20 protein-coding genes are annotated in these 19183 nt (G+C 68.4%); 15 read left to right on the top strand and 5 right to left on the bottom strand.

Annotation, left to right across the window (positions count from 1 at the left end; translation table 11 throughout):
* The first annotated feature begins 1 nt into the window (after position 1).
* The 9 genes from EGT29_RS17080 (at position 2) to EGT29_RS17040 (ending at position 9182) form a co-directional block, all read left to right on the top strand.
* The gene (locus EGT29_RS17080) at positions 2–1801 is read left to right on the top strand and encodes a DUF2341 domain-containing protein (RefSeq protein WP_124690102.1); all 1800 of its coding nucleotides are present in this window, start codon (positions 2–4) and stop codon (positions 1799–1801) included.
* A 14-nt stretch (positions 1802–1815) separates the two neighbouring features.
* Positions 1816–2226 carry a biopolymer transporter ExbD gene (locus tag EGT29_RS17075; protein WP_124690101.1) on the top strand — a complete coding sequence of 137 codons (411 nt, stop codon included), beginning with the start codon at positions 1816–1818 and terminating at the stop codon, positions 2224–2226.
* A 10-nt stretch (positions 2227–2236) separates the two neighbouring features.
* Positions 2237–2953 carry an energy transducer TonB gene (locus EGT29_RS17070; RefSeq protein WP_238160055.1) on the top strand — a complete coding sequence of 239 codons (717 nt, stop codon included), beginning with the start codon at positions 2237–2239 and terminating at the stop codon, positions 2951–2953.
* Between the two features lie 50 nt (positions 2954–3003).
* Positions 3004–4839: a putative porin gene (locus EGT29_RS17065; protein ID WP_124690100.1), complete on the top strand. Its 1836-nt coding sequence runs from the start codon at positions 3004–3006 to the stop codon at positions 4837–4839.
* Between the two features lie 10 nt (positions 4840–4849).
* Entirely contained in the window at positions 4850–5545 is a 696-nt protein-coding gene (locus tag EGT29_RS17060; RefSeq protein WP_124690099.1) for a hypothetical protein, read from the top strand.
* Positions 5546–5590: 45 nt separating this feature from the next.
* Positions 5591–6523 carry a peptidylprolyl isomerase gene (locus EGT29_RS17055; protein WP_124690098.1) on the top strand — a complete coding sequence of 311 codons (933 nt, stop codon included), beginning with the start codon at positions 5591–5593 and terminating at the stop codon, positions 6521–6523.
* Between the two features lie 25 nt (positions 6524–6548).
* Positions 6549–7067 carry a YbjN domain-containing protein gene (locus EGT29_RS17050; protein ID WP_124690097.1) on the top strand — a complete coding sequence of 173 codons (519 nt, stop codon included), beginning with the start codon at positions 6549–6551 and terminating at the stop codon, positions 7065–7067.
* 43 nt (positions 7068–7110) lie between these two features.
* Entirely contained in the window at positions 7111–7350 is a 240-nt protein-coding gene (locus EGT29_RS17045) for a hypothetical protein (RefSeq protein ID WP_124690096.1), read from the top strand.
* Between the two features lie 176 nt (positions 7351–7526).
* The gene (locus EGT29_RS17040; RefSeq protein WP_124690095.1) at positions 7527–9182 is read left to right on the top strand and encodes a tannase/feruloyl esterase family alpha/beta hydrolase; all 1656 of its coding nucleotides are present in this window, start codon (positions 7527–7529) and stop codon (positions 9180–9182) included.
* A 46-nt stretch (positions 9183–9228) separates the two neighbouring features.
* Here the strand turns inward: EGT29_RS17040 and ycaC are convergent, their stop codons facing one another.
* A complete protein-coding gene (gene ycaC / locus EGT29_RS17035) occupies positions 9229–9855 on the bottom strand; it encodes an isochorismate family cysteine hydrolase YcaC (protein ID WP_124690094.1) in 627 nt (208 codons plus the stop codon).
* Between the two features lie 93 nt (positions 9856–9948).
* Positions 9949–10815, bottom strand: coding sequence for a pirin family protein (locus tag EGT29_RS17030; protein ID WP_124690093.1), 867 nt, complete (start codon positions 10813–10815; stop codon positions 9949–9951).
* 117 nt (positions 10816–10932) lie between these two features.
* On the opposite strand from EGT29_RS17030, the gene EGT29_RS17025 reads away from it, so the two are divergent.
* Positions 10933–11835, top strand: coding sequence for a LysR family transcriptional regulator (locus EGT29_RS17025; protein ID WP_124690092.1), 903 nt, complete (start codon positions 10933–10935; stop codon positions 11833–11835).
* 14 nt (positions 11836–11849) lie between these two features.
* Positions 11850–12776, top strand: coding sequence for a LysR family transcriptional regulator (locus EGT29_RS17020; protein WP_124690091.1), 927 nt, complete (start codon positions 11850–11852; stop codon positions 12774–12776).
* Between the two features lie 15 nt (positions 12777–12791).
* Here EGT29_RS17020 and EGT29_RS17015 read toward each other — a convergent pair whose 3' ends face one another.
* Entirely contained in the window at positions 12792–13766 is a 975-nt protein-coding gene (locus EGT29_RS17015; RefSeq protein WP_124690090.1) for a tripartite tricarboxylate transporter substrate binding protein, read from the bottom strand.
* Positions 13767–13924: 158 nt separating this feature from the next.
* Here EGT29_RS17015 and EGT29_RS17010 point away from each other — a divergent pair, with 158 nt between their 5' ends.
* A complete protein-coding gene (locus EGT29_RS17010; protein ID WP_238160053.1) occupies positions 13925–14638 on the top strand; it encodes a class II aldolase/adducin family protein in 714 nt (237 codons plus the stop codon).
* A gap of 85 nt (positions 14639–14723) precedes the next feature.
* Positions 14724–15143 (top strand): cupin domain-containing protein, encoded by a 420-nt coding sequence (locus tag EGT29_RS17005; RefSeq protein WP_124690088.1) that lies wholly within the window; start codon positions 14724–14726, stop codon positions 15141–15143.
* 4 nt (positions 15144–15147) lie between these two features.
* On the opposite strand, the gene EGT29_RS17000 is transcribed toward EGT29_RS17005, so the two are convergent.
* The gene (locus EGT29_RS17000; protein WP_238160049.1) at positions 15148–16122 is read right to left on the bottom strand and encodes a fumarylacetoacetate hydrolase family protein; all 975 of its coding nucleotides are present in this window, start codon (positions 16120–16122) and stop codon (positions 15148–15150) included.
* Between the two features lie 128 nt (positions 16123–16250).
* Positions 16251–17027: a helix-turn-helix domain-containing protein gene (locus tag EGT29_RS16995; RefSeq protein WP_124690087.1), complete on the bottom strand. Its 777-nt coding sequence runs from the start codon at positions 17025–17027 to the stop codon at positions 16251–16253.
* A 215-nt stretch (positions 17028–17242) separates the two neighbouring features.
* On the opposite strand from EGT29_RS16995, the gene EGT29_RS16990 reads away from it, so the two are divergent.
* Both EGT29_RS16990 and EGT29_RS16985 read left to right on the top strand, forming a co-directional pair.
* Positions 17243–18202 (top strand): tripartite tricarboxylate transporter substrate binding protein, encoded by a 960-nt coding sequence (locus EGT29_RS16990; protein ID WP_238160047.1) that lies wholly within the window; start codon positions 17243–17245, stop codon positions 18200–18202.
* Between the two features lie 9 nt (positions 18203–18211).
* A complete protein-coding gene (locus EGT29_RS16985) occupies positions 18212–19183 on the top strand; it encodes a tripartite tricarboxylate transporter substrate binding protein (protein WP_124690085.1) in 972 nt (323 codons plus the stop codon).

Raw genomic sequence — 19183 nt, 5'->3', positions numbered from 1 at the left:
CATGCGACGCATTCTGCTTCTCGCGCTCACGATGCTGAGCGCGGTCCTGCCCGGCCTGGCGCAGGCCTGGTGGCAGCCCGACTGGGCCTACCGCAAGCCCATCACCATCGACGCCACGCCGCAGGGCGCCGCCCTGGGCGGCGAGGCTGGCCGCACGCCCGTGCTGGTGCGCCTGCATACCGGCAACTTCAGCTTCGAGGGTGTGGGCGAGAACGGCTCCGACCTGCGCTTCGTCGCGGGCGACGACAAGACCGTGCTCAACCACCAGATCGAGCAGTTCGATCCGTTGCTGGGCATCGCGCTGATCTGGGTCGACGTGCCCAGCGTCTCGGCCGGCGCCGCGCAGCAATTGTGGATGTACTACGGCAATCCCAAGGCGCCGGCCTCGGCCAACGGCCAGCTGACTTTCGATCCGGACTACACGCTGGTCTACCACTTCGCCGAGGCCAACGTGCCGGCGCGCGACACCACCGCCTACGGCAACCATGCGCAGACCGCCGTGGTCAGCGTCGACGGCACCGTCATCGGCAAGGGTGCCCAGCTAGGCGTCGCGCCGCTGATGCTGCCCGCTTCGCCGTCGCTGTCGCTGCAGGCCGGCGCGCCCTTCACGTTCTCCGCCTGGGTGCGTCCCGACCAGCTCGGCGCCGAACAGGCGCTTTACGTCCGCCGCGAAGGCGCCAGCGAATTCGTCGTGGGGGTGAACCAGGGCGTTCCGTTCGTGCAGGTCAATGGCCAGCGCAGCGCCCCTGGCCAACCCATCCAGGCCGGCCAGTGGTCGCATATCGCGGTCAAGTCCGATGCCGGCAACGTCGCGCTGTTCGTCGCCGGCCGCCAGGCCGCGGCCATGGCCGTCAGCCTGCCCGCTTTCAACACTTCCGCCGCGGTCGGCGGCGACACCGCTCGTCCCGCCACGCCGGGCCAGGCGGCTGCCGCCCCGGCGCTGGCGGCGTTCACCGGCGCCATCGATGAACTGCGCCTGTCCAAGGTCGCCCGTCCCGACGCGCTGATCCTGGCCGACGCCATCTCGCAAGGCGCCGATTCGCGCCTGACCGCTTTCGGTGCCGACGAGCAGCAGGCGGGCAAGAGCCACTTCGGCTTCATCCTGGCCGCCATGCCGCTGGATGCCTGGGTGGTCGTGGCCATACTGGGCCTGATGATGCTCGTCTCGTGGGCCATCATGATCGGCAAGGGCCGCAGCTATGGCGCCATGTCACGCGCCAACGGATCGTTCATGGCCTTCTTCCGCGAGTCGGCCGGCTCGCCGCTCGACGCCTTGGCCAGCAGCAATCGCGTGCCGCAGGAGGTCAAGCAGGATTCGTCGCTGTGGCGCCTGTACGAAGTGGCGATCGAGGAAATGCGCCGCCGCCAGGAGCGCGGCTACGACATCAACTCGGTGTCGGATGCCACCATCGGCGCCATCCGCGCCGCGATGGACGGCGTGATGGTGCGCGAGAACGAACGCATGTCCAAGCGCATGAACTGGCTCTCGACAACCATCGAAGGCGCGCCTTACGTGGGCCTGTTCGGCACCGTGATCGGGATCATGCTGGTGTTCGTGGTCGCGGCCATGGCCGGCGCGGTCGACATCAACTCTGTCGCGCCGGGCATGGCGGCGGCGCTGCTGTGTACCGCGGCCGGCCTGGGCGTCGCGATTCCCGCGCTGTTCGGCTACAACTGGCTGGCCTCGCGTTCGGAGGCCATCGGCGCCGACATGGCCGTGTTCGTGGATGAGTTCTCCACGCGCCTGGCCGAAGAGCAGGGCGCGGGCCGCCAGGTCCGCCCCGCCTTGCAGCGCGCTTGACGGAGCGGGCGATCATGGCAACCGCAGCCAAGTTCGGCACCAAGAAGCGTGCCAACGGCATCAACATCACGCCCTTCGTGGACGTGCTGCTGGTGGTGCTGGTCATCTTCATCCTGACCAGCAACGCCAGCATCCCCGGCATCCGCGTGGACCTGCCCAAGGCGAGCGCCTCGGTCCCTCTTGAAAAACCCAAGACCAAGGCCATCACCATCGACAACGCCGGCCAGGTGTTCCTGGATGCCTATCCGGTCACGCTGCCCGAACTGGAAGAGCGGTTGCGCACGGAAAAGGCGCTGTCGCCCGACTTTCCGGTAATCGTCCGCGGCGATGCCTCGGTCCAGTACGCCAAGGTGGTCGAGGTGCTCGACCTGTTGCGCCGGATCGAGCTCAACCAGGTCGGCCTGGTGACGGGCAAGCCGGCCTGAGGAGAGCAATGTGATCAGTCGTGATCCCGTCGCCCGCCAGGCCTCGCCAGGCAGCCGCCTGTGGCGGCGCTGGGGCGGGGTTGTCATCGGGCTGGGCGTGGCGGCCATTCTTGCCGGGTTGCTGTGGTATCTGCTTGCGGATACCGCCAGTACCAAGCGCGAGGTGGCGGCAACCCCGATGCTGATGCTGCCCCCGCCGCCTCCGCCGCCGCCCGAGCCGGAGAAGCTGCCCGAGCCCGAACCCGAGATCAAGCCGGAAGTCGTCGAGCCCGAGCCCACGCCCATCGAACCGCTGGATGCGCCGCCGGAAGACGCGCCGCCGAGTCCTTCGCAGGACCTGGGCGATCCCGTCACCATCGACGGCGCCGCCCAGGCCGGCACGGACGCCTTCGGCGTGGCGGCCGGCCGCGGCGGCGGATCCGCCGGGGCAGGGCGCGGGGGAATGGGCAATTCCTCGTATGCCTCGTATTACTCGAGTGCCTTGCAGCGGCTGCTGGCGCGTGATGCGAGGACCCGTCAACTGGCGTTCCAGGACATCCGCATCGATCTCTGGCTGACCGCGGACGGCCGTGTGGCGAAGGCCCAGCTGGTGCAGAGCACCGGCGACGCCGAAGTCGACAAGACCGTGCTGGCGGCGGTGCGGGACGCGGATGCGATCGATGAACGCCCCCCCGCCTCGATGCGCTATCCGATGCGGTTGACCATCAAGGGGCAGCGTCCGTCATGAACACGCCGCAGCAGCTTTATCCGTTTCCACCCCATTCCGTGAATTCGCTCATGAATCAATCGACAGCATCCGATCGCCGCGCGACCCGCGGCAGCCATACCCGGACGTGGCGGCCGGCCGCGCAAGCGGCGCGCAGCCGCCCCGGCCTCCGAGCCATCGCCGCCGCCGTTGCCTCGGTCGTCGGGCTGCTGGGAACCGTCCCGGCCCAGGCCCAGACCGCGGCGACCAATGAAAGCGCGATGGTCCGGCTGATCCGCGGCCTGATCCAGAGCGGCGCCCTGACCAAGGACGTGGGCGAAGCGCTGCTGGCGCAGGCCCAGACCGAGGCGCTCGCTGCGCAGCAGGCGCAGCGCCAGGCGGCTACCGCCGCCGCTGCCGCGACGGCAGGCGCCGCCGGCGGCGCGCTGCGCCCCGAGGCGGGCGACGTGCGCATCCCGTACATTCCCGAGACCGTGCGCGACCAGATCCGCGACGAGATCAAGGGCCAGGTCATGGCCCAGGCCAAGTCCGAGGGTTGGGCGGCTCCCAACGAGACGCCCGAGTGGACCAAGCGCATCCGCATCGAGGGCGACATGCGCGTACGCAACGAGTCGCGCTTCTACTCGGACGGCAACAGCAACATCGAGGTGGACTGGGCCGCGATCAACCGGGGCAGCGGCTATGACGTCAACGGCAACACCAATCTGTCGCTGCCCAACACCATCAATACCCGCGAGAACCGCAAGAACGTATTCCGCGCCCGTGCCCGGCTGGGCGTCTACGCCGATCTCTCGGACCGCACCGAAGTGGGCGTGAGGCTGGCAACCGGCAGCGACGAAAGCCCGGTGTCGACCACCCAGACGCTGGGCGGCGGCCTGGGCAAGAAGAATGTCTGGCTCGACCAGGCCTACCTGGCGCACAAGCCGCTCGACTGGCTGACCGTGGTGGGCGGCCGGTTCGGCAATCCCTTCTTTTCGTCCGACACCCTGTTCTCGTCGGACCTGAATTTCGACGGCCTGGCCGTGAAGGCCGAGCGGCCGTTCACGGCGAATCCGGATGTGTCGCTGTTCGGCAGCCTGGGCCTGATCCCGCTCGAGTATTCGTCGGACAGCTTCCCGGGCACCAGCCAGGACAAGGCGCGTAGCCACAACAAGTGGCTGATCGGCGCGCAGATCGGTTCGAACTGGAAGGTGAACGAGGACAACCGCCTGCGCGGCGCGGTGGCGTACTACGACTTCCGCAACATCAGCGGCAAGGTGTCGCAGCCCTGCGCCCTGTATGCCGGCGCCGACCATTGCAGCACCGACTGGTCGCGTCCCGCCTTCATGCAGAAGGGCAACACGCTGATGCTGTTGCGCAATATCTCGCTCGATCCGCTGGATCCCGCCAACACGAAGATGCCGCAATACGTCGGGCTGGCCTCCAAGTTCCAGTTGCTGGACCTGAACTTCCGCTGGGATACCAAGGTCGCCGGCGGCTACGGCCTCAGGCTGGACGCGAACTACATCCGCAACCTCGCCTATGACGCCGATGAAATGTGGACCCGTTCGGGCGGCGGCATCGTCAACAACTTCGGCGGCACGGGCGGCACCGGGCGTTCGGACTTCAAGAGCGGCGCCAACGCCTACATGCTGCAGGTCACGTTCGGCAAGCCCGCGCCGGTCGCGCGCGGCGACTGGAACCTGCTGGCCGGCTACAAGCGCATCGAGCCGGATGCCCTGCCGGACGCCTACAACGATTCGTCCTTCCATCTGGGGGGAACGAACGCCAAGGGCTACTACGTGGGCGGTTCGTACGCCATCGACAAGAACACCTGGTTCACCGGCCGCTGGATGTCGACCAAGGAAGTCTACGGCACGCCGTTCTCCGTCGACATGCTGCAGGTCGAGTTCAACGCCCGCTTCTAAGGAGAACGACGTGCATTTCGCATCCATAGTGCCGTCGGCGGCCGCCGCGCGCCGTGCCGCCTGCGCGGCGGTGCTGCTGCTCGCGGCCGCCGGCGGCGTGCAGGCCCAGCAGGCACAAAGCATGGAGGAACGCTTGCGCGCCCAATTGCGCATCACGACCTCCCAGCTCCAGCAGGCGCAGAACGAACTGGCCGCGCTCAAGGCCGGCCAGGGAGCCGCCGCGGCGCCAGCCAAGGCCGACGAACTGGCGGCGATGAAGGACGAATTGTCGCGCGCCAAGGCCCAGTTGGCGGCCGAGCGCGAATCGCGGCAGAAGGCGCGCGACGACAGCGTGCAGCTCAAGGAGCAGGCCGAGGCTGCCCTGGAGAAGGCCGGCGCCCAGGTCGCCCAGTACCGCAACGCTTACGACGAACTGCTGAAGATGGCCCGGGCGTCGGAGGCCGAGCGGCAGCGCCTGGCGTCCGAGACGTCGACGCAGCGTACCGCCATCGGCCAGTGCGAGGCGAAGAACGCCCAGCTGTATGCCGTGGGCAAGGAGATCCTCCATGCCTACGAAACCATGGACGTCGGCACCGTGCTGTCCGCGCGCCAGCCGTTCGCGGGCGCCGCGCGGGTCAGGCTGGACGAGACGGCGCAGCAGTTCGGCGACAAACTGTACGAAGGCCGGTTCGACGCCCGCGGCGCGGCGTCGGCCGCAGCCCAGTAGCCAGGGCGCGAGTAGCAGTCACGATCAGAGAAGGAAGTCGAAGTCATGAAACTCAAGCAGAACCCCTCCACGCATTCCATGCCGGCCGTTCTTGCGGCCTTGTTCGCCGCCTGGCTGGGCGTCGCCGCCACGGCTCACGCAGCGGACAGCGGCGTTGCAGTCGCCAGCGTGGGCGGCGTCTCGATCAAGCAGCAGGAGGTCGAGCAACTCCTGCGCGGCATGCCCGACGCCGAGCGCGATGCCATCAAGGGCAATCGCGCCGGCCTGGAGAACTGGCTGCGCCAACGCCTGGCCAGCGAGGCGCTGCTCAAGGAAGCCCAGGGCAAGGGCTGGGAAAAGCGCGCCGAAATCAAGGCGCGCGTGGACGCGGCGGTACGCGAGGTCACGGATCGCATCGTCGCCACCTCGTACCTGGATTCAGTGGCGCAGCTTCCCGAAGGCTACCCCTCGGAAGCCGACGTGCGCGCGGCCTACGAGCGCGCCAAGGAGGGCTTCCAGCTTCCCGCCACTTATCACGTGGCCCAGATCTTCCTGGCGGCGCCGGCCAACGACGGCGCGGCTGTCGCCAAGGCCCGCGCCCAGGCGCAGGAACTGCTGGCCCAGGCCCGCGGCGGCGATTTCGCCGAACTGGCGCGCAAGCATTCGCAGGACGAGCGCTCGGCGGCGCGCGGCGGCGACGTCGGAACCCTGCCCCTGGCGCAGTTGCTGCCCGAGGTGCGCGAGCCCGTTTCCCGCCTGCAGCCCGGCCAGGTAAGCGATCCCGTCCAGTCCCAGGCGGGCATACACGTGCTCAAGCTGCTTGAATCGCAGGCACCGCGCACCGCGACGCTGGAAGAGGTCAAGCCGCGTCTGCAGCAGGTGCTGCGGCAGCAGCGCAAGCAGGAACTGATCGAGGCCTACATGGCCAGGCTGGCGCCGGCCGGTTCGGTCAAGATCGACAGCGCGGCGCTGGACGCCGCGATGAGCAAGGCCAACTGAACATCATTCATCATCAGGACAGAACATGAGCAAGAACGACAACCAGGCCGCCGTGGACAACACCGCGGCCCAGGTACTGACTTTCGTCGGCGCGGACCAGGTGGCCGAAGCCATCAAGGCCGCCGGCTGCGCCGTGACCCCGATCGAACAGGATGGCGTGGTCCGCCTGCACAGCGCCAGCCACGGTGTGGGCTTCCAGGTGCTCTGGGGCAATGCCCAGGCCAAGGACCAGTACGCCGATTTCACCTTCAGCTGCCCGCTGCGGGTACAGGGCGGCGATCTGCCGGCCGGCCTGTTGACCGAATGGCACCGCACCAAGCGTTTCGCACGCGTTTCCCAGCATGGCGATTTCGTCGTGCTGGAGATGGACGTGGTGGCGGCCGGCGGCGTGGCGTTCAACCACCTGGTTGTCGCGGCGCAGATCTGGACGCAGATGATGGGCCAGTTCTTCCTCTACCTGCGCAATTTCCGCGCCGAAGAGCGACAGCAGGCCGAGGCCGGAACCGGCGAGGCCGAGAACGCGCCCGCCATCGCGACGGCTTGACACAGCGCAGCCGCCGGATCGCTGGGTGACACGGGAGAAGCACATGCAGGAGACGATCGCTGTCCGCCATGACGCCGAAGGCGCGGCGCAGGAAGCCATCCAGCGGCGATTGAACGCGACGGCGCGTCAGCTGGAGCGGACGCGGCGCGTGGAGACCGCTCGCATCCGGCAGCGCGAGCGGCTGCTGCGCATGCTGGTGGAGACCATGGCGGAGCTCGGTATCTCGGGCGCGGAGCTCCAGGCCGCGCGCCGTGCCTACAAGCAGGCGGCGGACAAGAAGTAGCAGGAGCGGGCCGGTCGAGCCCGTTTTTCCCGGATCCGGTCTTGATACAAAGCAAGGAAACTTGATTGTTTACTTTGTTAAATATTTAAGGCATCGTTGCCGGACGCGCGCCATGGCTCGTGTCCGGGCCGATGGGTGCGCGAGAACGACAAGAAACTCGCATCCGGAGGAGATCCATGAAGATCCGTCACGTTCCGCTTTCCGCATTGGTCCTCGCCGCCCTGGCGGCCTGCGGCGGCAGCGACGACCCCGCGCCCACCCCATCCGACCCCGGGCCGGGGCCGTCCGCCGCCCAGTCGTGCAGCGACCTGAACGGCAGGATGATCGGCAAGGCCGAGATCGGCAAGCCGACCTCGGGTGCCGTGGTGCAGTCGGCCACGCTGGTCAAGGCCGATGCCGAGGGCAATGCCAACGGCGAATACTGCGCCGTGCGCGGCATCGTCATGCCGGTCGATCCGGCCGCGCCCAACCTGGAGTTCCAGGTGAACCTTCCCACCGCCTGGAACAAGCGCGCGCTGCAACTGGGCGGCGGGGCGTTCAACGGTTCGCTGGTGACGGGCCTGGGCAAGTACCCGCTGCAACCGGCCGATTCCAAGGCTCCGCTGGCGCAGGGCTACGCGACCCTGGGCAGCGACGGCGGCCACAAGTCCAGCGCGGGCTTCGACGCCTCGTTCGCGCTGAACGCCGAGTCGCTGATGAACTTCGGGCAGTTGTCCATCAAGAAGACGCACGACGTGGCGATGGCGCTGATCAAGGCCCGCTACGGCGCCGCGCCCGAGCGCTTCTATTTCATCGGCGCTTCGCAGGGCGGCCACGAGGCGCTGGACGCCGCGGCGCGCTACCCGGGCGACTACGATGGCGTGGTGTCGAACTATCCGGCCTACAACGTGACCATGCTGCACCTGGGGTCCCTGAATGCGGGCCGTGCCATGTACGGTAATGGCGGCGCCAACTGGATGAGCGCGGCCAAGGTCAAGCTCTTGACTGACGCGGTCTACGCCGCCTGCGATCCGCTGGATGGCGTGAAGGACGGCGTCATCAGCAACGTGGCCGGCTGCGACGCGGCATTCGGCATCGCCGGCGTGCGCGCCACGCTGCGCTGCGCGGGCGGCGGCGACACGGGCGACACCTGCCTGTCCGATGCGCAGATAGCGGGCGTGGAGACGATCGCCTCGCCCTACAGGCCGGGCGTGGAAATCGCCGGCATGACGCAGTTCGAGCGCTGGCCGATACTGGAAGGCGCGCTGTTCAACGTGTCGTCTTATGGCACGGAGCCCCAGCCGGCCAATCCGCTGTCGGGCAAGGAGGCGCTGCTGTACTCGGTCGGCGCGGCCACGACCAAGTACATCATCACCCGCGACGTCAACTTCGATCCCATGACGCTCGATCCCAAGACCTACGAGACGCGGATCAAGGAAGTGGGCGCCATCATGGACGTGTCCGACGTCGACCTGGCACCGTTCATCGCGAAAGGCGGCAAGCTGATCATGATCCACGGCACCGCCGACGACTTCATCACGCCGCACAACTCCATCGTCTATTGGAACAAGCTGGTGGCGGACAAGGGCCGGTTCGCGGTCGATGGGTTCGCGCGCTTCTACGTGGTGCCCGGCCTGGGACACGGCTTCGGGCCGTTCAACGCGACCTATGACGCGCTGGGCGCGCTGACGGGGTGGGTGGAGCAGGGCACCGCACCGGGCGTGCTGACCGCCATCGACGCCAATCCGGGCGCGGCGCGGACGCGGCCGATGTGCCGGTTCCCGGGATGGCCCAAGTACAAGGGCGAAGGGCCGGCCGGCGACGCGGCCAGCTTCGCCTGCGTGACGGAGTAGGAGAAGGCCGGGCCGGGGCGCCTTGTGGGCGTTCCGGCCCGCCTGCTTACTTCGACGGGGTCAGGGTGTTGTAGCTGGTGATCAGGTTGCGGTAGTCCGGGATGTGGTTGGAGAACAGGGCCGCCAGTCCTTCCACGTCATTGCGCCAGTCGCGGTGCAGTTCGCAGGCGGCGCCGAACCAGGTCATCAGTTGCACGCCGGCGCGCGACATGCGGTCCCAGGCGGCATCGCGGGTAAGCGGATTGAAGGTACCCGACGCATCGGTGATGACGAAGACTTCGAAGCCTTCCTCGATGGCCGACAGGGCGGGGAAGGCCACGCATACTTCGGTGACCACGCCGGCGATGATGAGCTGCTTCTTGCCGGTGGCCTTGACGGCCTTGACGAAGTCTTCGTTGTCCCAGGCGTTGATGTTGCCGGGGCGCGCGATGTAGGGCGCGTCGGGAAACTGGGCCTTCAGTTCGGGAACCAGCGGGCCGTTGGGGCCGTTCTCGAAGCTGGTGGTCAGGATGGTGGGCAGCTTGAAGTATTCGGCCATGTCGGCCAGCGCCAGGACGTTGTTCTTGAACTTGTCGGGGTCGATGTCGCGGACCAGCGACAGGAGGCCGGTCTGGTGGTCCACCAGCAATACGGCGGCATCGTTCTTGTCGAGGCGGATGTAAGGCTTGCTCATGTCATGCTCCTGATCGGATAAGGACTGCGAAAACCCACGGGGAAGCGCGAGGCTCCCCCGTGAGAAGGGGCCGGGAGCAGGGCTCCCGGGACATCAGGCCGCCGCGCGTTCGAAGCGGCCGGCGTTGTAGTCGTCGATGGCCTGCTGGATCTCGGCCTGGGTGTTCATGACGAAGGGACCGTAGCCCACGACCGGCTCGTCGATGGGTTCGCCCGACAGCCACAGCAGGACGGCGTCATTATTGGCCTCCAGCGTGACACCCGTGCCGTCGCGGTCGAAATGCACGAGCTGTCCTTCGCGCGCCAGCGTTTCGCCGTTCACCAGCACCGTGCCGCGCAGCACGACCAGCGCCAGCGTGTGGCCGGGCGTGCCGTCGAAGTGGGCATAGCCGCCCTGCGTCAGGCGGATGTCCCACATGTCGATGGGCGTATGGGTCCGCGCCGGGCCCTTGCCGCCGCCGTATTCCCCGGCGATCACCCGCACGCGGCCGGCGCCGTCGGGCAGGTCGACCGAGGGAATCTGCGCGTCGAGCAGGGTCTGGTAGCCCGGTTCGCTCATCTTGTCCCGCGCGGGCAGGTTGACCCACAGCTGCACCATTTCTATGGTGCCGCCGCGTTCGGTGAAGGCGCGCGAGTGGAACTCCTCGTGCAGGATCCCGCCGGCCGCCGTCATCCATTGCACGTCGCCCGGGCCGATCAGGCCGCCGGCGCCGGTGGAGTCGCGATGCTCGACCTCGCCCTGGTAGACGACGGTGACGGTCTCGAACCCCCGGTGCGGATGGCGGCCCACCCCGCGCGGCCGGGTGGCGGGCGGAAAAGGCGTGGGCGCGGCATGGTCCAGCAGAAGGAAGGGGCTGAGGTGGCGGCCCAGGCCGTCGTAGCCGAACAGCGAGCGCACGGGGAACCCGTCGCCCACCCAATGGGGCCGGGGAGCGCTGTAGACGCCGAGTATCTTCTTCATGCCGATCTCCTGGTAGGGAACCGTGGTAACGGTTGATGGAGACATCATATGGACGGGACGAAATTCCCGGTAGATGGCAGAATTCGCATGGAGCGTTCTATTTAAGGAACGATGATCATGCAAGACCTCAACGACCTTTATTACTACGTGCAGGTGGTGGACCATGGCGGATTCGCCCCGGCCGGCCGCGCCCTGGGCATACCTAAATCCAAGCTCAGCCGGCGCATCGCGCTCCTGGAGGAGCGCCTGGGGGTCCGGCTCATCCAGCGCTCGACGCGCCGCTTCGCGGTGACGGAGATCGGCCAGACCTACTATGGCCACTGCAAGGCCATGCTGGTGGAGGCCGAAGCGGCCGACGACGCCATCGCGGTCATGCATGCCGAGCCGCGCGGCATCGTGCGCCTGGCATGTCCGGTGGCGCTGCTGGGGGCGCGGGTGGCCGAGATGGTGGCCGGATTCATGGTCGCTCACCCGCGCGTGGAAGTCCACCTGGAGGAGACCAACCGGCGGGTGGACGTGGTGGGAGAAGGCATGGACATCGCCCTGCGCGTGCGGCCGCCGCCGCTCGAGGACAGCGGATTGGTCATGCGCGTGCTGGCGAACCGCGGGCAATACCTCGTGGCCTGCCCGGAACTGCTCAGGAACGGCATCCCCCGCGTGCCCGCCGACCTGGCGGGGCTGCCCAGCATGGCGCTGGGCGTGCCGCAGCAGGAATATGTCTGGAACCTGATCGGGCCCGATGGCGCGCATGCCGCCGTGCGCCACCATCCGAGGCTGATCACGCGCGGCATGCCGGCGCTGCGCGCGGCCGCCGTGGCGGGGGCGGGCGTGGTGCAATTGCCGGCGATGATGGTGCGCGACGAGCTGGTCAGCGGCGAACTGGTCCATGTCATCCCCGGCTGGGCGCCGCCGCGCGAGATCATCCATGCGGTGTTCGCATCGCGGCGCGGGCTGCTGCCCGCCGTGCGGGCCCTGGTCGACCACCTGGCCGACCGGTTCGCGGAACTGGACGAAGACTGAGGCGCCCGCCGACCATGGACGACGATCGCAAGGGCGCGGACGCCAGGAATTTTCCCGACTATCGCCAGATCAGCATATTCACCGCGCTGTACGAAGTGGCGAGCATCGCGCGCGTGGCCGCGCGCCTGGGGATGAACCCTTCCACCGTCAGCATGGCGCTGGCCCGGCTGCGCGAGATCTACCGGGATGATCTGTTCGTGCGCAGCGCCGTCGGCATGATTCCGACCATCAAGGCCGAGTCCATCTATCCGGGGCTCAAGCAGGCCCAGCAACTGCTGCAGGCCAGCGCGCTGGAGGGCGACGCCTTCGATCCCGCGGTGGCGACCCGCCACTTCCGGGTGGCGATGAGCGAGATCGGCGTCTATGTGCTGATGCCCGGCGTGCGCTCGCTGCTGGCGGGCGAGGCGCCCGGCGTCAGCCTGGAACAGATCGAGATCACGGCCGATACGCCCTGGCACCTGGAGTCCGGCACGCTGGACCTGGTGCTGGGCCACGTGCCCACCATGGGCAAGTCGGTCATCCGGCAGCGGCTGTACCGCGAGCACTATGTCTGCCTGGGGCGGGCCGGCCATCCGGCGCTGCGGGCCGGCATGCCGGTCGAGGATTTCCTGCGGCTGCCGCACCTGTCGGTGGCCAGCCGGGGCCGTAACCGGCAACGCTGGGAAGACCATGCGGCCGAGAAGCTGGGCGCGCGGCCCAACATCCGCCTGGAACAATCGAGTTTCGCCGGCATCGAGCACCTGCTGGCCGACAGCGACCTGGTGGCCGTCGTGCCCGCCCGGCTCAGCCGCGCGCTGATGCGCTTCGCGCCACTGATGGTGGTGGACCTGCCGTTCGAATCACCCAGCTACGTGGTCCACCAGCACTGGCATTCCCGGCACAGGAAGGATGCCGGCGCGACCTGGCTCAGGAAGGCGCTCGCCCGCGTTGCGCAGGGCTGAGCGCCGGGCACGGGGCTATTCGACCGTGATGTGGTTGCGTTCGATCAGCGATTTCCACATCGCGCGCTCGGCCGTCAACTGCTGGCTGAACCTGGCCGGCGTGTCCGAGACCGGGAGGTAGCCCTGATCGATCAGGCGCTGCTTGACCGACGGCTCCTGCATGGCCTTGACCACGGTCTGGCTCATCTTCTGGACGATGGCGTCGGGCGTGCCGGCCGGCGCCATCACGCTGAAGGACTGCGGCACGTCGGGAAGGCCCTTGTCGGTCCACACCGCTACCTTCGGGAACAGTGGCGACTTGCTGCTGATGGCGAGCGGGACGGCCTTGCCCGACTTGATGTGGGGAAGCACCGAAGCGACGTCCGATTGCAGGAAGTCCAGGCGTCCGCCCAGGAAGTCCTGCATGGTGGGCGCCATGCCCTTGTACGGTACGTGCGTGAACGCGGCGCCGGTCTTTTCTTCCATGACCTTCACGCCCAGGAAGGTGGGCGAGCCGTGGCCGGCCGACCCGAACGCCAGCTTGCCGGGCTCGCTCTTGCCGGCGGCCAGCAGGTCGTCCAGTGTCTTGAAGCGCGAGCCGGGCGGCACGACGTAGACCAGGGGCGCGTCCACGCCGCGGGCCACCGGCACGAGATCCTTCTCGGCGTCGTAGGGCAGGTTCTTGTACAGATAGGGATTGACCGCGATCGCCGGCGTGGCCGAAACCAGGAAGGTGTAGCCGTCCGGCGTGGCGCGTGCCGCCGCCGCCGCGCCGATGTTGCCGCTGGCGCCGGGCTTGTTCTCGACCACGACGGTCTGCTTGAGCTGCTTGCCCACGCCTTCGGCCAGCAGCCGGGCATAGATGTCGGTGCCGCCCCCGGGCGACGAGGGCACGACGAAGGTGATGGGCTTGGCGGGCCAGGTGTCGGCCGCCGAGGCGGCCAGCGCGAACGAAAGCGCCAGGCCGCCGCCGATCAGGGCCAGGCCGCGCGCGAGGGGAGTGGGGGTCATGCGTATCCTCCGGATGTTCTCTTCTTGAGGCCGAGTATTTCACAGGCCGGGCGCCAAGTCGGTCAGCTGGATTGATGTCGAAGATCAAGAAAATTGATGCATTCTTCGGGTGCACAATACGAAGTCGATACAACGAGCGGAACACGGGGAGCATGCTCATGAACGAAATCGTGCTGGAGGCGCGCCGCAACCTGGCGCGGGCCAACCGCATTCTTTACCTGAAGGGCATCGTCGACGGGTTCGGGCACGTCAGCTGCCGCCACCCCGAGATCGCGGGCCACTACCTGATCTCGTGCAACCGGGCGCCCAACCTGGTCAAGGAAGCGGACATCGTCGAACTGGACGAGGAATCGAACCCGGTGGGCGGCGATACCCGGCGCCTGTACCTGGAACGCTTCATCCACGGCGAGATCTACCGCACCCGTCCCGACGTCCAGGCCGTGGTCCACAGCCACTCGGCGGCCATGATCACCATCGCCGCCACCGACGTGGCTGTCAAGCCCATGTTCCACATGGCCGGGTTCCTGACGCGGACCGCGAAGTTCGACATCCGCGAGGCCACCGGCCGCGAGACCGACATGCTGATACGCGACCACGACCTGGGCCGCCACCTGGCCGATACCCTGGGGCCCGCCAGCGCGGTGTTGATGGTCGGCCATGGATCGACCATGGTGGGGACCAGCCTGGAAGAAGCCATCTACCGGGCGGTCTACGCCGAAGTCAACGCCGGCATGCAACTGGGGGCGATGCGGGTGTCGGACCGCGTACGCTACCTGTCCGAGACCGAGTCCGACCTCGCCACCGAGACCAACCGCGGCCAGCTCAAGCGGTGCTGGGACCTGTGGTGCGAGGAAGTGGATATCGACGCCTGAGCCGGGCGCCGCCGTCGGTGGTATCGTGCGATCCGGACGGCACACGGGCCGCCGCACAAATAAAACAAGGCAAGGGGACATCGCCATGAAACGGATCGTGGGAGGACTGGCCGCGCTGGTATTGGCGCTGGCCGGGGGGACGGGCATGGCGGCGGAATCAGCCGGCGTGCAGGTCGAAAAGCTGATGGAGAGCGGGGCGTCGTGGGACGGCCGTCCCTACGTGGCCTACCCGTCGGGCGCGCCGATGCTGACCGTGCTCAGGATCACGATTCCCGCCCACAGCGCGCTGCCCTGGCATACCCATCCGATCCCGAACGCGGCCTATGTGCTGTCGGGTGAACTGACGGTCGAGAAAAAGGAAACGGGCGAGACGCGCCTGCTCAAGCAGGGCGACGTCCTGCCGGAAATGGTGGGCGAGTACCACCGCGGCGTGACCGGCGACCAGGGCGTGGTGCTGATCGTGTTCTATGCCGGCAGCCGCGGCTTGCCGCTGTCGCAGCAATAGCGGGTCAGCCCGCCTGCACCGGGTTGCTGAGCTTGCCTATCCCCGCCACGGTCACGCTGACGGGCCCGCCGATCTTGTTGAGGTCGGCGTTCTGGACCGCCCGGCCGGGCTTGCCGCCCGAGGCCAGCGCCGTGCCCATCGACACCACGTCGCCCGGCACCAGCGTCATGTAGCTGGAGACGAAGGCCAGGACCTCGGGCAGCTTGTGGAAGAGGTTGGCCGTGTTGTCGCTGGCGTACTGTTCTTCGCGGACGTGGCACGAGATGTCCAGCGCGTGCGGGTTGGGGATCTCGTCGCGGGTGACGATCCACGGGCCCAGCGGGGAGAACGTGTCCGAACCCTTGTAGCGGCCGCTGTACGAGACGTGGCTTTCGACGTAGCGGATGCCTTCGCCTTCCAGCGCCGGGTGGATGGCGCGGTAGTGGAAGCTGTCCTCGTCGCGCATGGTGGGCGAGGTCAGGTCGTTGTGGATGGTGTAGCCGAATACGTGGTCATAGGCGTCGGCCGCGTCGATGTCGCGTGCCAGCTTGCCGATCACGATCGCCAGTTCGGGTTCGGGGTGCACGCGGCCGTAATGGGGCTTCAGGCGTATCGGTTCGCCGTGGCCGACCAGCGCCGACCAGGGCTTGGTGAAGACGGCCGGGTGCTTGGGGCCCTTGACGATGCGGTCGGTATTGGCGCTGTTGTTCAGGGCCAGGCAGCACAGCTTCGAGGGGCGCGGCACCGCGGGAAGGAAGCGGACCGTGTCCATGGGCAGGCGCGGCAGCCCGGCCTGGCCCAGCGCGGCATGCACCTGCCGGAGCTGTTCCCAGAAATCGGGGCCGGCCTCGATCAGCCGGTGCATGTCCAGGGGGCCCTGGAAGTCGGGGGCGAATTGGCGGCATGCGGTTTCGGCATCGACCAGTTCGGAGTCGGAGATCACGAATCCGACGCGCGCGGTGTCGGGCCGGTCGAAAGTGGCGTAGCTGGCGAGTTTCAAGCGAGGCTCCAGTCCTGAGGAGAATGGGAACGGGGCGGCGCACGGGCCGCCTCGCGGCACGACAGCTTAAGTCCGCGCGCCCGCGGCCCGGTATCGTGCCGCCGCTTCTTTCCGTGACACGGAACGCGTCAGCCTTGCGCCAGCCGCGCGCCGACGGCGGCGCAGATCTCCTGGCGCGTCCGGTCCAGGTGGCCCACGCATTCGCGCAGGCGCTCCGGGGTCAGCAGCGCGCCGAAGGTGGTCAGCGACAGCACGCCCAGTACGCGCTCGCCATGGGCCAGCGGCACCGCCAGGGTGGTGCTGGAGCCGCGGCCCTGGCCTTTGCGCAGGCCGTAGCCGCGCCGGCGCGTGACGGCCAGTTGATGCTGGATGTCCTGTTCCACCGGTGGCCACAGGCCGGGCTCGGGCAGCGAGGCCTGCATCCATTGCAGCAGGCGGTCGCGTTCGGCTTGGCCGCAATAGGCCAGGTAGGCCTGCCCCATGCCGGAATGCACGAGATCGTGGACGTGGCCGACCGTGGTGTGCTCGGATCCGATGGGGCTGTAGGGCATGGAGCTGTAGCGCACGACGATGTGGCCGCGATCCAGGGTGCCCAGGGCCAGCGGCAGTCCGGTGGCGCGGGTGTTCTTGAGCACGATGGGTGCGCCGACCTCCACCACCAGTTCGGGTTCGGAGAAGCCTTCGCTCAGGCACAGGACCTTCTCGGTCAGCGTGTACGTGCCCTTGACCACGTCGGCGCGCACGTAGCCCTCGCTCTTGAGCGTGGCCAGCAGGCGGTGGATGGTGGACTTGGGCAGTCCGGTGGCCTGGTGCAGGGACTGGAGCGAACTCTGCGGCTGGTGATTCAGCGCCCGCAGGATGTTCAGCGCCCGGACTACCGGCCCGATCGCGTTCGTTTCGGACATGCCTGCCGTTTCCTCCGTGTGCTGGCGTCCCGATCATAGCGCCGGGCCGGCCCTTCCTGGAATCGTTCCATTCCGTGGCACGGAATGCGCGCGCGCGGAGTGGCGCCGGCGGCGGGGGGCGCTCCTATACTGCGCCCCGGCGACCCCCCCAGAGGGGCGCGACCATGAAGAATGAAGGAGACCCGATGGGGACTTGCACCTTATCCCGACGCGCCATGCTGGCGCTTGCGGCCGGCTCGATGCTGCGCCCGGTTGCCGCCGCCACCGGCGCGGCTTCCGGCTATCCGGGCCGTCCGGTGCGGCTGATTTCGTCGTTCGCGGCGGGCGGCACCACCGACATCCTCGCGCGCCTGGTGGGCAAGCAGCTGTTTCCGTCCGCGGGGCAGGCCGTGGTGGTCGAGAATCTTCCCGGGGCGGGCGGCACGATAGGCGCGGCGGCCGTCGCGCGCGCGCCCGCCGACGGCTACACGCTGGAGATGGGCGGCGTGTCCACGCATGCGATGGCCGGCGCGCTGTACAAGCAACTGCCGTTCGACCCGGTGGCGTCCTTCGAGCCGGTGTGCATGCTGGTCTATGCGACCACCGCGATCGCCGTGCCCGCCTCGTCGCCGTTCCGCAGCCTGTCGGACCTGATCGCGCATGCGCGCGCGAACCCCGGCAAGATCACCTACGGCTCGGGCGGCATAGGCAGCATCAACCACCTGGCCCTGGCCTCGCTGGCGAGCACGGTGGGCATCGACCTGCTGCACGTGCCGTACAAGGGCGGCGGCCCGGCGGTGACCTCGCTCCTGCAGGGCGAGACCCAGTTGTTCGCGGGCGGCAGCTCGCTGCTGCTGCCGCACGTGCGCGCCGGCAAGCTGCGGATACTGGCGGTGACCGAGGACAAGCGCGCCCGCGTGCTGCCCGATGTCCCCACGGTGGGCGAGACGGTGCGGGGATTCCGCGTGGTCAACTGGTACGGTGTGCTCGCGCCGCGCGGCCTGGCGCCCGAGGTCCGGGAGACGCTGTGGCGGGAACTCGACCGCGTCATGCGCCTGCCCGAGGTCGAACGCCAGCTCGACTCGATGGGCCTGGAGTATCCGGGCATGTCGTCGGCCGCGTTCAAGACCGCCCTGGCCGAGGACAAGGACCGCTGGGGCCGCACCATCCGGGAACTGGGCATCCTGCCCGAATAGGAGATCGATATGCGGACCATCCTGCTTGCCGTCCTGGGGACGGCCATGTTGTCCACGTCGCCCGCGCCGCGGGCGCAGGAGCCGGCCTATCCGGCGCGGCCGATCCGGCTCATCGTGGCGTTCGGGCCGGGCAGCGTGAACGACGCGATGGCCAGGGAACTGGCCAAGACCCTGTACGGCGAACTGGGCCAGCCGGTGATCGTCGAGAACAAGCCCGGCGCCGGCGGCGTGGTCGGTACCGACTATGTCGCCAAGGCGGCGCCCGACGGCTATACCCTGGGCTTCGGGACCAGCTCGCAGCTCGTCATGAACGTCGGCTTGCAGAAGTCGCTGCCGTTCGACGTGGAGCGCGACCTGACGCCCATCGCCCTGGTCGCGCGCACGCCGCTGGCGCTGGCGGTGCCGGCGAACGGGCCGGGCTCGCTGGCCGACCTGGTCAAAGCGGCCAAGGGGCGCGCGCAGTCGATTACGTATTCGTCCAGCGGCGTGGGCTCAATCAACCACATCGCCGGCGCCGCGTTCGCGCGCGCCGCGGGCATCGACCTGATGCACGTGCCCTACAAGGGCGCGGCCGTGGCCGCCGCCGACCTGGCCGCGGGCCGGGTCGACATGATGCTGGTGACGCTGCCCAGCATGGCGGGCCTGGTGGAGCAGGGGAAGGTCAAGGTGCTGGCCAACGGCATCGACCGGCGCGGCGCCTCGACGCCCAATGTCCCGACGTTCGCCCAGGCCGGCCTGCCGGCCTTCAAGGGCTACACGTGGAACAACGTGTTCGCTCCGGCGGGCACGCCCGCCGCCGTTGTCGCCAGGCTCAACGCCGCGCTGAACCGCGTCCTGGCCGACCCGCAGGTCGTCCAGTTCGCCCAGCGCCAGACGGCCGAGATCATGGCGCCTTCCACGCCGGCCCAGGCCCTGGCGTTCGAGAAGAGCGAGCGCGCGACCTGGGTGCCGTTCATCCGCAGCCTGGGCATCGAGCCCTGA

Origin of the sequence: Pigmentiphaga sp. H8 (assembly GCF_003854895.1) — a bacterium.
In the GTDB taxonomy this organism is placed as follows: Bacteria; Pseudomonadota; Gammaproteobacteria; order Burkholderiales; family Burkholderiaceae_B; genus Pigmentiphaga.
The sequence above is the reverse complement of the archived record's forward strand: the minus strand, read 5'-3'. Positions and strand labels throughout refer to the sequence as shown.

Excerpts from the sequence above, each read along its gene's own strand:
- EGT29_RS17080 (WP_124690102.1), top strand. The coding sequence starts at position 2 with ATGCGACGCATTCTGCTTCTCGCGCTCACGATGCTGAGCGCGGTCCTG.
- EGT29_RS17075 (WP_124690101.1), top strand. The coding sequence starts at position 1,816 with ATGGCAACCGCAGCCAAGTTCGGCACCAAGAAGCGTGCCAACGGCATC.
- EGT29_RS17065 (WP_124690100.1), top strand. The coding sequence starts at position 3,004 with ATGAATCAATCGACAGCATCCGATCGCCGCGCGACCCGCGGCAGCCAT.
- EGT29_RS17055 (WP_124690098.1), top strand. The coding sequence starts at position 5,591 with ATGAAACTCAAGCAGAACCCCTCCACGCATTCCATGCCGGCCGTTCTT.
- EGT29_RS17050 (WP_124690097.1), top strand. The coding sequence starts at position 6,549 with ATGAGCAAGAACGACAACCAGGCCGCCGTGGACAACACCGCGGCCCAG.
- EGT29_RS17045 (WP_124690096.1), top strand. The coding sequence starts at position 7,111 with ATGCAGGAGACGATCGCTGTCCGCCATGACGCCGAAGGCGCGGCGCAG.
- EGT29_RS17040 (WP_124690095.1), top strand. The coding sequence starts at position 7,527 with ATGAAGATCCGTCACGTTCCGCTTTCCGCATTGGTCCTCGCCGCCCTG.
- ycaC (WP_124690094.1), bottom strand. The coding sequence starts at position 9,855 with ATGAGCAAGCCTTACATCCGCCTCGACAAGAACGATGCCGCCGTATTG.
- EGT29_RS17030 (WP_124690093.1), bottom strand. The coding sequence starts at position 10,815 with ATGAAGAAGATACTCGGCGTCTACAGCGCTCCCCGGCCCCATTGGGTG.
- EGT29_RS17025 (WP_124690092.1), top strand. The coding sequence starts at position 10,933 with ATGCAAGACCTCAACGACCTTTATTACTACGTGCAGGTGGTGGACCAT.
- EGT29_RS17020 (WP_124690091.1), top strand. The coding sequence starts at position 11,850 with ATGGACGACGATCGCAAGGGCGCGGACGCCAGGAATTTTCCCGACTAT.
- EGT29_RS17015 (WP_124690090.1), bottom strand. The coding sequence starts at position 13,766 with ATGACCCCCACTCCCCTCGCGCGCGGCCTGGCCCTGATCGGCGGCGGC.
- EGT29_RS17010 (WP_238160053.1), top strand. The coding sequence starts at position 13,925 with ATGAACGAAATCGTGCTGGAGGCGCGCCGCAACCTGGCGCGGGCCAAC.
- EGT29_RS17005 (WP_124690088.1), top strand. The coding sequence starts at position 14,724 with ATGAAACGGATCGTGGGAGGACTGGCCGCGCTGGTATTGGCGCTGGCC.
- EGT29_RS16995 (WP_124690087.1), bottom strand. The coding sequence starts at position 17,027 with ATGTCCGAAACGAACGCGATCGGGCCGGTAGTCCGGGCGCTGAACATC.
- EGT29_RS16990 (WP_238160047.1), top strand. The coding sequence starts at position 17,243 with ATGCTGGCGCTTGCGGCCGGCTCGATGCTGCGCCCGGTTGCCGCCGCC.
- EGT29_RS16985 (WP_124690085.1), top strand. The coding sequence starts at position 18,212 with ATGCGGACCATCCTGCTTGCCGTCCTGGGGACGGCCATGTTGTCCACG.